Origin of the sequence: Microbispora sp. H10830, assembly GCF_014161375.1 — a bacterium.
GTDB classification, from domain to species: Bacteria; Actinomycetota; Actinomycetes; order Streptosporangiales; family Streptosporangiaceae; genus Microbispora; species Microbispora catharanthi.
This window is the reverse complement of the sequence record NZ_JABBWX010000006.1, coordinates 437,049-446,293: the sequence shown is the minus strand read 5'-3', so window position 1 is coordinate 446,293 and position 9,245 is coordinate 437,049. Positions and strand designations below refer to the sequence as shown.

Genomic DNA, 9,245 nt, shown 5'->3' with positions numbered 1-9,245 from the left:
ATGCCGTCAAAGGAATCCGTCACCGATGAAACCACCGGTTGACGGGGTCATGCATGATTCATGCACTGGCTTTTAGCACACTGTTGAGTTCTCAAGAAACGGACGCGACCACCATCACCCGAAACCCTCTGAAGAAGGTCCCACGCTCCGGGGCGTTTCACCGTTTGTTTTTCTTTTGTCTTGCTGTTCTTAATTCTTCCCGACCGGCTCTTCCGTGTCAAATCCGCCCCACCGGGACTTATTTGACCCGAAACCCGCCGACCGACAGGAATTCGACCACCCCGTTTCCGGGGCAACCCCTCTAACTTACCCGAACCCTCAGCCCGGCGCAAAACCACCGAACCAAGAAGATCGAAAAGCGAGAGGAGCCGCCGGCAATCAACCCGCGCACACACAAGACAACCACCGAAGTGATCGTGGAGGAGTGCGCCGAACCGCGCCGACACCACAAGATTACCAGGGTCCGGCACCGCCATGACCCGGTTCGAGAACAACGCCCCCACGGCTCGGGCTATTCCCCGCCGGGGCCGGCCCGGCCCGGGCGTCCGGTCGTCCAACACACCAGCCCGCGGCGGCTGTTCCCGCAGGTCGGGACCGGGAGCGTGCCCCGTCTCCCGTACGCGGCAAAACGGGCGAGCGAGCGGGGACAACCAGATCCGGCTCTCAGGCATCTACTTAGCGCCGCGGCGATCAGCCTGCACGGCACGGACGATCGGGGAGGCACGACGTGAGGGACGACAGCCGCGCATGGCCGTCGTCCTCGCGTTCCGCGACGGCTCCACGTGGCCGTCGTTGTCCCACGCAACCGAACGTCAAGCCGCTCGCAATCGCCCCGCGCTACGAAGACGATGCGGAAGTCCCCGTACGGCGCCAACCCGGCCGCCCGGACTTTCGTCGCTGGAGGTGGCCATCATCATGCGGTCGGAGTTCGACGACATCCGTGCCCACATCACCGCCGAGCCGCCGCGGCCGAGCGAGTTGCTCGAGCTCGCGCACTCACTGCTCGACGACCTGGAGCAGTTGCGAACCCGCGAGGCGATCCTGCGCTCGCACTACCTGGCTCTGCTGACCGCCGCTCGCGCCACCGTGGCGGCCGACGGCGCCGGGCACCCGGTGCCGCTCACCTTCCTCCAGCACGAACTGGCCGAGCACGGGCAGCTTCCCGACGGTGAGCAGGCGCAGCGGATCTTGTCGGACGCCGCGGCCGCGCAGTCCATGCTCGCCCACCTAGACGAGCCCGCGGGACCCCGGCGGTCCCGCGCCGCCCGCGCCCCCCTCTGCGGCGGTGTCAGCCGCAGTCTGCGGGGCTGAGGGGCTCAGCCGCCGGGGATGAGCTCGTGCACGAAGACGACGTTGGGGTAGGCCGGGTTGTCGGTGTACCCCTGGACGTTGCCCAGGTAGGCCCGCTGATAGTTGGACACCCACGGCACCGCCACCACGGCCTCCTCCTCGATGAGCTTCCTCTGGAGTTCGGCGTACGCCCTCTCCGCGGCGGGACGGTCGTTCGTCAGCAGTGACGGCAGACGGTCGATCTTCGCGTCGACGTCCCTGTCCTTGAGGTAGGTGAGGTTGAAGGACACCGGCTCCGCGCTGTGGAAGACGTTGAGGAACCACGAGTACGCGTCGGCGTAGTCGGGCCACCAGTACATGACGAGGATGTCCTGGCGCTTGGCCGGGTCGGCGGACTTGCCCTGGTCCCACTGCTGGGTCCACTGCATCGCTTTCGCATCGAGCTGGACGTTCAGCTCGGCGAGCGCGCTCCTGAGCCTGCGTACGAGCAGTTCCTCGTCGTCGTCCCCCTGCGCGTACGTCAGTGTCAGGCGCAGGGGCCTGCCGCCCGGGCCGTACCCCGCCTCGTTCAGCAGCGCGGCGGCCCCGGCCGGGTCCTGCTTCTGGGTGAGGCCGGGCGTGTGCCCGAGCAGGCCCTCGGGGACGAGACCGGAGGCTGGCGCCCCCGCCCCCTTGAGCGCGGCGATCAGGCCGTCGTAGTCGACGGCCTTCTGCACCGCCTTGCGCAGCCGTACGTCCGCCAGCGGGCCCGAGGCGGTGTTGAACAGCACGAGCATGTTCTGGAACGACGGCACCTGCAGCGTGCGCACCCCGGCGGTGGTGCGAGCCTTCTGGTACAGGGTCCGGTTCAACCGCCGTACGTAGCTCGCCTCACCGCGCAGCAGCAGCCGGTAGGCCCTGTCGAGGTCGGGCGTCACGCGGAACTCGGCGTTCCGGTAGTGCGGGCCCTCCCAGCCGCCCCAGTAGCCGTCGAAGGCGCGCAGCACCAGTTCCTTCTCGCGGCCCTTCTTCCAGCTCGCCACCGTGTAGGGCCCCGAGCCCGCGTCCCGGCCGGCCTGGAACCACTTCTTGAGGTCACCCGTGCCCGCCGCCTGGGTGTCGTAGATGTACGCGGCGTAGTCGGACGAGGCGATCAGGTCGAGCGGGGCGGCGTACTTGAGCCGGAACTCCACGGTGAGCGGGTCCTTGACCGTGATCTGCTGGACGGAGTCCCAGATGTAGGCCGCGCCGGCCCCCATCCGCTTGGTGCGCTCGATGGACGCCTTGACCGCGGATCCGTCCACCGGCCGCCCGGTGTGGAAGGTCATGCCTGAACGCAGGGTGAACGTCCAGACCTTGCCGTCGGACGAGGCCTGCCAGCGCTCGGCCAGGCGCGGCGCGGCCCTGCGCGTCCGGGGGTTGTACGTCGTCAGCGAGTCGTAGATGTTCTGCATCGCCATGATCTCGTTGGAGTACGAGCTGGCGGGGTCCCAGTCGGTGACGATGTCGAGATTGGACAGATAGACGAAGGTCGAGTCCTTCGTCGACGGAAGGTTCGCGGCCGAGATCTCCGGGACCTGACCTCCGCCGCATCCCGCGAGGGCCAGCACGGCCATCACTCCCAGCACGAGTAAACGGCGCATGCGTGCGGGTCCTTTCCGTGTCTACCATGATCGACGCTACTGCAAGATCACGATCAGACACGATATTTCCGGCTAATCGATCACAGGGCTCTCATCCGACCCACCCCGCTGCTAGTCTCTATCCCTGTCGCAAAAAGGTTTTATGTGAGGCTTGTCCCTCACTGGGCGAGGTGCCATGAGTCCGCGCAGGCGTGACCGGCCGATCAGGTCCCGGCTCATCGGCCTGCTGCTCGTACCGCTCTTCTCGCTGATCGCCCTGTGGGCGGTCACCGCAGGCGTCACGATCGGCGAGAGCCTGAGTCTGCGCACATACAACACGCTGTGGTCCACGCTCCGGCGGCCCGCCGACTCCCTCATCGTCGACCTGCAGGCCGAACGCCTGACCACGGCCCGATTCCTCGGTTCGCACCGGACGGCCGGCCGCGACGCCATGGTCCTGCAGCGCCAGCGGACGGACAGGGCCAGGGACACGCTCCGCACGCTGGCCCTGTCCGACTCCTCCCGCTCGGCCACCACTCCGGCCATGCGTACGCAGGTCGACGAGATGCTTGCGGGACTCAGCCAGGTCGACGAGATCCGGGCGGAGGTCGACGAGGGGGTCTCCGAGCGGCTGCGTGCCATCGAGACCTACAACCTGGTCAGCGACTCCATCTACCGCATGCACTACAGCCTGGCGCTGATCGACGACATCCCGATCTACCAGCAGTCGCGCGTGGTGATCTCGCTCGGGTACGCCAAGGAGCTGCTGACCCGGGAGCAGGCGCTGGAGGCGGCCGCCGGCACGTCCGGCCTCACCGACGAGGAACGCAAGCTGTTCACCCAGCTCGTGGGCAACCGCCGGTTCCTCATCGACCAGGCGCTGCCCGAGCTGGACGCCGGCCTGCGGCAGCTCCACGTCAACCTGATCACCACTCCGCTCTACCAGCGGCTGCGGCTGCAGGAAGAGCAGATCATCGAGGCCCCCAGGCTCTCGACGCGTACGCAGCGGGTGTGGCAGTCGACCTCCGACGACCTGGCCGACTCGTTCCAGAAGGCGCAGACCCAGGCGGCGGCCCTGCTCGCCGAGCGCGCCGCGCCGATCGCCGACTCGATCCTGCGGCGGGCCGTGCTGGCCGGGGGCTTCGGCCTCCTCGCGGTCATCGCCTCGATCCTGATCTCGCTGCGGGTCGGCGGACGCCTCGCCCGCGAGCTGGCCGACCTGCGGCAGGCCGCGCTCGACCTCGCGAACAAGCGACTGCCGGGTGTGCTGGTCAAGCTCAAGCGCGGCGACGACGTCGACCTGGCCACCGAGGCGCCCCCGCTGCAGACCGCGGGCGGGACCGCCGAGATCCAGGACGTGGGCCGGGCCTTCTCGACCGTGCAGGAGACCGCGGTGGAGGCCGCCATCGGGCAGGCCCGCCTGCAGCGGGGTGTCAGCCAGGTCTTCCTCAACCTGGCGCGACGCAGCCAGACGCTGCTGCACCGGCAGCGGACCCAGCTGCACGGCATGCAGCGCCACGCGACCGACCCGGACATGCTGGAGGAGCTGTTCCGGCTCGACCACCTGACGACCCGCATGCGCCGCCACGCCGAGGGCCTGATCATCCTGTCGGGCAACGCCCCCGGCCGTGCCTGGCGCAAGCCCGTCCCGATGTACGACGTCGTACGCGGGGCCGCGGCCGAGGTGGAGGACTACGCCCGGGTGAACGTGCCGCCGATGGAGGACCACGGGCTCGACGGCGCCGCGGTGGCCGACGTCATCCACCTCATCGCCGAACTGATCGAGAACGCCACGATCTTCTCGCCGCCGCACACCACCGTGTCGGTGCGCGGCGAACTCGTCGGCATGGGCTTCGCGGTCGAGATCGAGGACCGCGGGCTCGGTATGACCAAGGAGCGGCTCGCCGAGCTGAACGAGCGTCTGGCCAACCCGCCGGAGTTCGACATCGCGGACACCGACCGCATGGGACTGTTCGTCGTCGCGCGCCTGGCCGCACGGCGGGACATCCGCGTGACCCTGCGGCCCTCGCCCTACGGAGGAACGACCGCCATCGTGCTGATCCCATCCGTGCTCATGGTTGGCCCCAACGATCCCGATCTCGCCCGTCTCGCCGCGGGAGAGGTCACCCCGGAGGACATCATCCTCACCTCGCTGCAACGGGGGCCGCAGGAAAACGAGAACACCGGCGAGGAGGACCGAAAGTGACGGAACGCATGCAGGACCAGTGGCTGGACGAGGAGGCCGGGCCGATCGTGCCGGCCTACGCCCTGACCCGCGGACGCGTGCGGCCCTCCAGCCAGGAGATCGACCTCGTCGCCATCGTCACCGCGACCGGCGGGCCCACGCCGGTGAGCCTCGGTCCCGAGCAGTGGATGATCCTCAGCCTGTGCGCCCGCCCGGCGTCGCTGGCGGACATCGCCGCGGCGATCGACCTGCCGCTCGGCGTCGTACGGGTGCTGGTGGGCGACCTCCACGAGCAGGGTCTCGTGCAGGTGCGCCCACCCGCCAACGTCGCGCGCTTCCCCACCCCCGGCATCCTGACCGAGGTGATCAGCGGCCTTCGCGCGCTGTGACCCTCCTCGGTCGAGAGCGCCGGATCAGAACGCGTGCGGGTAGTGCCGTGCGGCGTGCTCAGGGGTGATGTAGCCCTCCCGCAGGTCGGCGCGCACGGCCTCGGGGTCGCGCTCGGCGGGCGGGCCGTACCCGCCGCCCGAGCCGGTGCGCAGGTGCACGACCGCGCCCTTGGGCAGGAAGATCCGCGTCTTCAGCGAGAAGTCCTCGGCGCGCCCGTCGGGATACTCCACCGTGAGCCGGTTGGGCCGGCCGGGCAGGCCGCCCTCCAGTCCCCAGGGCGCCAGCGCGGTCCTGGCCAGGCCCGCGGTGAGGTACTGGTCCTCCAGGATGCGGAAGGACAGGTCGAGCCCCAGGCCGCCGCGGTGGCGGCCGGGTCCGCCGGAGTCCTCGGCCAGGGCGAGCCGCTCGATCCGCCAGGGGTTGCGCGCCTCCCACACCTCGGCGGGGGTGAAGCGGGTGGCCGACTCCGAGATGTACATGAGCGCGCTCGCGCCGTCGGCCGACGGTGAGGCGCCCTGGCCCACCGGATGGGGCGCGCCGTCGGCCCACGGCTCGCCGGTCGCCTCGCGGTTGCCCCACCACACCAGGGCGTTGATGTCCCCGCCGCTGGCGGCCGGCACCGATTCGGGCACGGCCTCGGCCAGCGCCCTGATGATCAGCTCGATGGCGTGGTCGGAGGGGATGCCGTACATGAAGCAGGGCGCCGGCCGTACGGGGTGGAACAGCGAGCCGAGCCGGGTGACCAGCTCCAGCGGGCGGAAGTGGCCCTCGTTGGGCTGCTCGCCGGCCCCGGCGAGGAAGGCCACCGCGATCCGGACGGCCGCCACCGTGGACGGCAGCGGGCAGTTGACCGGCCCGCCGACCTGGTCGGGGCAGTCGGTCAGGTCGACGGTCACCGACGAGCCGTCCACGACGACCCGGACGCCGAACGGGATCGGCGTGCCGTTCACGCCGTCGGAGTCGATGACGCTGGACGCCTGGTAGACGCCGTCGGGCAGGCGCTCGAACCAGCCGCGCACCAGCGCCTCTCCGTGGGCGTACATGCGGGCGACGCAGCGGCGGAAGGTGTCCAGGCCGTGCCGCCGCACCAGCGCGCCGAGGGCCTCCGCCCCGGTCCGCGCCCCGGCCACCATCGCGTTGATGTCCCCGATGACCATCTCCGGCATCCGGCTGTTGGCCAGGATCATCCGGTAGACGTCGCTGACCAGCCGCCCGGCGTCGTACAGCTTGACCCCGGGGAAGATCGTGCCCTCCTGGTGGACGTCGACCGTGTCCGTGCAGTAGGGGTCCTTGCCGCCGATGTCGAGCCAGTGGGCCTTGATGACCGAGTACGCGACCAGCGTGTCGTCGTGGAAGATCGGCACCACCATCGCGGCGTCCTGGGGGTGGGAGCCGGTGCCGTACGGGTCGTTGTAGAGGATCACGTCGCCGGGGCTGAGCGCGGCGGGACCGCCGACGCCCTCGACGGCCTCCCGCACGCAGAAGCCGAGGGTGCCCATGAACGCCGGCAGCGTCGGGGCCTGCGCCAGCATGCACATGTCGGCGTCGTAGAAGGCGACGGCGAAGTCCAGCGCCTCGTAGATGATCGGCGAGAACGCGGTGCGGATCAGCGACTGCTTCATCTGGTCGGCGGCCGCGTTGAGGCCCTGCCGGATGATCTCGGTGGTGACGGGATCGGCGCCGTCGCCCAGCCCGGGGTGGACCTCCGCGTATCGGGTGCGGACGATGGTCATGGGCGGTCCTTCCGTGTGATCAGGAGACAGCCGCTCTCGTGCGCCTCCACCGCGAAGCCCGCGTCCACGTAGGTCGTCGCGGTCGGCTCCACCACCAGCAGCGGGCCCTCGGCCACGCCGCCCAGGTCCTCCCGCCGTACGACCGGGGCCTCGGCCCAGGCGCCCCGGCGGAACGACCACAGCCGCGTCGTCCCCCGCCCGCCCTCGCCGGACGGCGGGGCCGGCACCATCGGGCGGTCCGCGTCGAGGACCACCCTGCCGGTGGCCCGTACGGTGACGATCTCCAGCGGGTCGGGCAGGGTGTGGCCGAAGGACCGGTGGTACGCCTCGGAGAACCGGGCGGACACCGCCGCCAGATCGTCCTCCCCGAGCCGCACCGGGATGGTCAGCGTGTGCTCCTGTCCCCGGTGGCGCAGGTCGAGGTCCACCTCGCGTACGGCTCCGGGCTGCGCGAGCCGCTCGAACAGCGTCTCCGTCACCCGCTCGACCAGCGGCAGCGCCTCGTCGTCCAAAGGACGCACCATCGTGCGGGCGGCCGACCGCACGATGTCGGCCTGCACCAGGCCGACGGCGGAGAAGTTGCCCGCGTTGGGCGGCACGACCACGGTGTCCACGTCGAGCTCGTCGGCGAGCAGGCAGCCGAACACCGGCCCGGCGCCGCCGAAGGCGACGACGGCCGCGCCGCGCGGGTCCACGCCCCGCTCCACCGTCACGCCGCGCACGGCCTGGGCCATGTGCGCGGCGGCGATCCTGACCACGCCCACCGCGACCGCGTCCACGCCGTCGATGCCGGTCGGGCCCGCGAGCGGCGCCAGCGCGCGGGCCGCCGCGTCCTCGGACAGTTCGATGCCGCCGGAGATGTGCCCGCGGGGGATCATGCCGAGGTGCAGGGCGGCGTCGGTCACCGTGGGCTCGGTCCCGCCGCGCTGGTAGCAGGCGGGCCCGGGGTCGGCGCCCGCGCTGCGCGGGCCGACGCGCAGCAGGCCGCCCGCGTCGGCGTACGCCACGGAGCCGCCGCCGGCGCCCACCGACCGCACGTCCACCCAGGGGCTCTGCAGCGGCAGGCCGACGACCTCGCCCTGGTAGAGCAGCGGGAGCCGCCCGTCCTCGATGAGCGCGGTGTCGAAGCTGGTGCCGCCCACGTCGGCGGCGACGGCCGTGCCGATGCCGAGGGAGGGGCCGAGCGAGGCGGCCAGGCGGGCGGTGGCGGCGGCCCCGGCCACCGGGCCGGACAGGATCGTCTCGAACGGCCGGGCCGCGGCCTCGGCCAGCGCCAGTGCGCCGCCGCCGGACCGGGTCACGAGCAGCTCGCCCGCGAAGCCCCTCGCCCGCAGCTCGCGGTCGAGGTTGTGCAGGTAGGGGCCCATGCGGTGGCGGACGAAGGCGTCCACGACCGTGGTGCAGGTGCGCTCGTACTCCCGATACTCCCCCGAGACCTCGTGCGACAGGGAGACCGGCCCGGCGAACCCGGCCTGCCTGAGCAGCTCGGCCGCCCGTGCCTCGTGCGCGGGGTTGGCGTAGGAGTTGACGAGTACGATCGCGACGGCGTCCACGCCCTCGGCCGCGAACGCCTCGGCGGCCCGCCGCACGTCCTCCGGCTCCAGGTCGCGTACGACCGAGCCGTCGGCGGCCACCCGCTCGGTCACCTCCAGACGAAGCCGCCGCGGCACGAGCGGCGGCGGCGGAGTCCAGAACAGGTCGTAGGGATCGTCGCGGTCGCCCCTGCGGATCTCCAGCACGTCGCGGAACCCGGCCGTGGTGATCAGGCCGACGGTCGCGCCCCGCCTTTCGAGCAGCGCGTTCAGGCCCACGGTGGTGCCGTGCACGAAGTGGCGGCAGCGCGCGAGCAGGTCCGCCGGCACCGCCGCGTCGACCGCGGCGAGGACCCCGCGTTCCGGCGCGGACGGCGTGGTGGGCTGTTTGGCGACCCTGATCTCGCCGGTCGCGGCGTCGTGCAGGACGAGGTCGGTGAAGGTGCCGCCGACGTCCACTCCGATGACCGTTGTCATGCCTGGCAACGTAGATGCGGCCGCGCGCCGCGTCGAT

The 9,245-nt window shown here is 71.2% G+C and carries 6 protein-coding genes; 3 read left to right on the top strand and 3 right to left on the bottom strand.

Going from position 1 to position 9,245, the window contains the following annotated elements; all coding sequences use genetic code 11:
• Positions 1 to 915: 915 nt before the first annotated feature.
• Complete coding sequence (locus HHX35_RS18805; protein WP_220505565.1) at positions 916 to 1,311, top strand: hypothetical protein; 396 nt, start codon at positions 916 to 918, stop codon at positions 1,309 to 1,311.
• A 5-nt stretch (positions 1,312 to 1,316) separates the two neighbouring features.
• Here the strand turns inward: HHX35_RS18805 and HHX35_RS18800 are convergent, their stop codons facing one another.
• Positions 1,317 to 2,912, bottom strand: a complete 1,596-nt coding sequence (locus tag HHX35_RS18800; RefSeq protein ID WP_182900059.1) for an ABC transporter substrate-binding protein — start codon at positions 2,910 to 2,912, stop codon at positions 1,317 to 1,319.
• 175 nt (positions 2,913 to 3,087) lie between these two features.
• Between HHX35_RS18800 and HHX35_RS18795 the strand changes: the two genes are divergently transcribed.
• Both HHX35_RS18795 and HHX35_RS18790 read left to right on the top strand, forming a co-directional pair.
• Complete coding sequence (locus tag HHX35_RS18795) at positions 3,088 to 5,097, top strand: nitrate- and nitrite sensing domain-containing protein (protein ID WP_182900058.1); 2,010 nt, start codon at positions 3,088 to 3,090, stop codon at positions 5,095 to 5,097.
• On the top strand, positions 5,094 to 5,465 hold the full coding sequence (locus HHX35_RS18790; protein WP_239109313.1) for a DUF742 domain-containing protein: 372 nt from the start codon (positions 5,094 to 5,096) through the stop codon (positions 5,463 to 5,465). The genes HHX35_RS18795 and HHX35_RS18790 overlap by 4 nt, the downstream gene beginning before the upstream one ends.
• 24 nt (positions 5,466 to 5,489) lie before the next feature.
• Here HHX35_RS18790 and HHX35_RS18785 read toward each other — a convergent pair whose 3' ends face one another.
• Together HHX35_RS18785 and HHX35_RS18780 are read right to left on the bottom strand one after the other, a co-directional pair.
• Complete coding sequence (locus HHX35_RS18785; RefSeq protein ID WP_182900057.1) at positions 5,490 to 7,199, bottom strand: hydantoinase B/oxoprolinase family protein; 1,710 nt, start codon at positions 7,197 to 7,199, stop codon at positions 5,490 to 5,492.
• On the bottom strand, positions 7,196 to 9,208 hold the full coding sequence (locus tag HHX35_RS18780) for a hydantoinase/oxoprolinase family protein (RefSeq protein WP_182900056.1): 2,013 nt from the start codon (positions 9,206 to 9,208) through the stop codon (positions 7,196 to 7,198). Before HHX35_RS18780 ends, HHX35_RS18785 begins: the two co-directional genes overlap by 4 nt.
• Positions 9,209 to 9,245 lie beyond the last annotated feature (37 nt).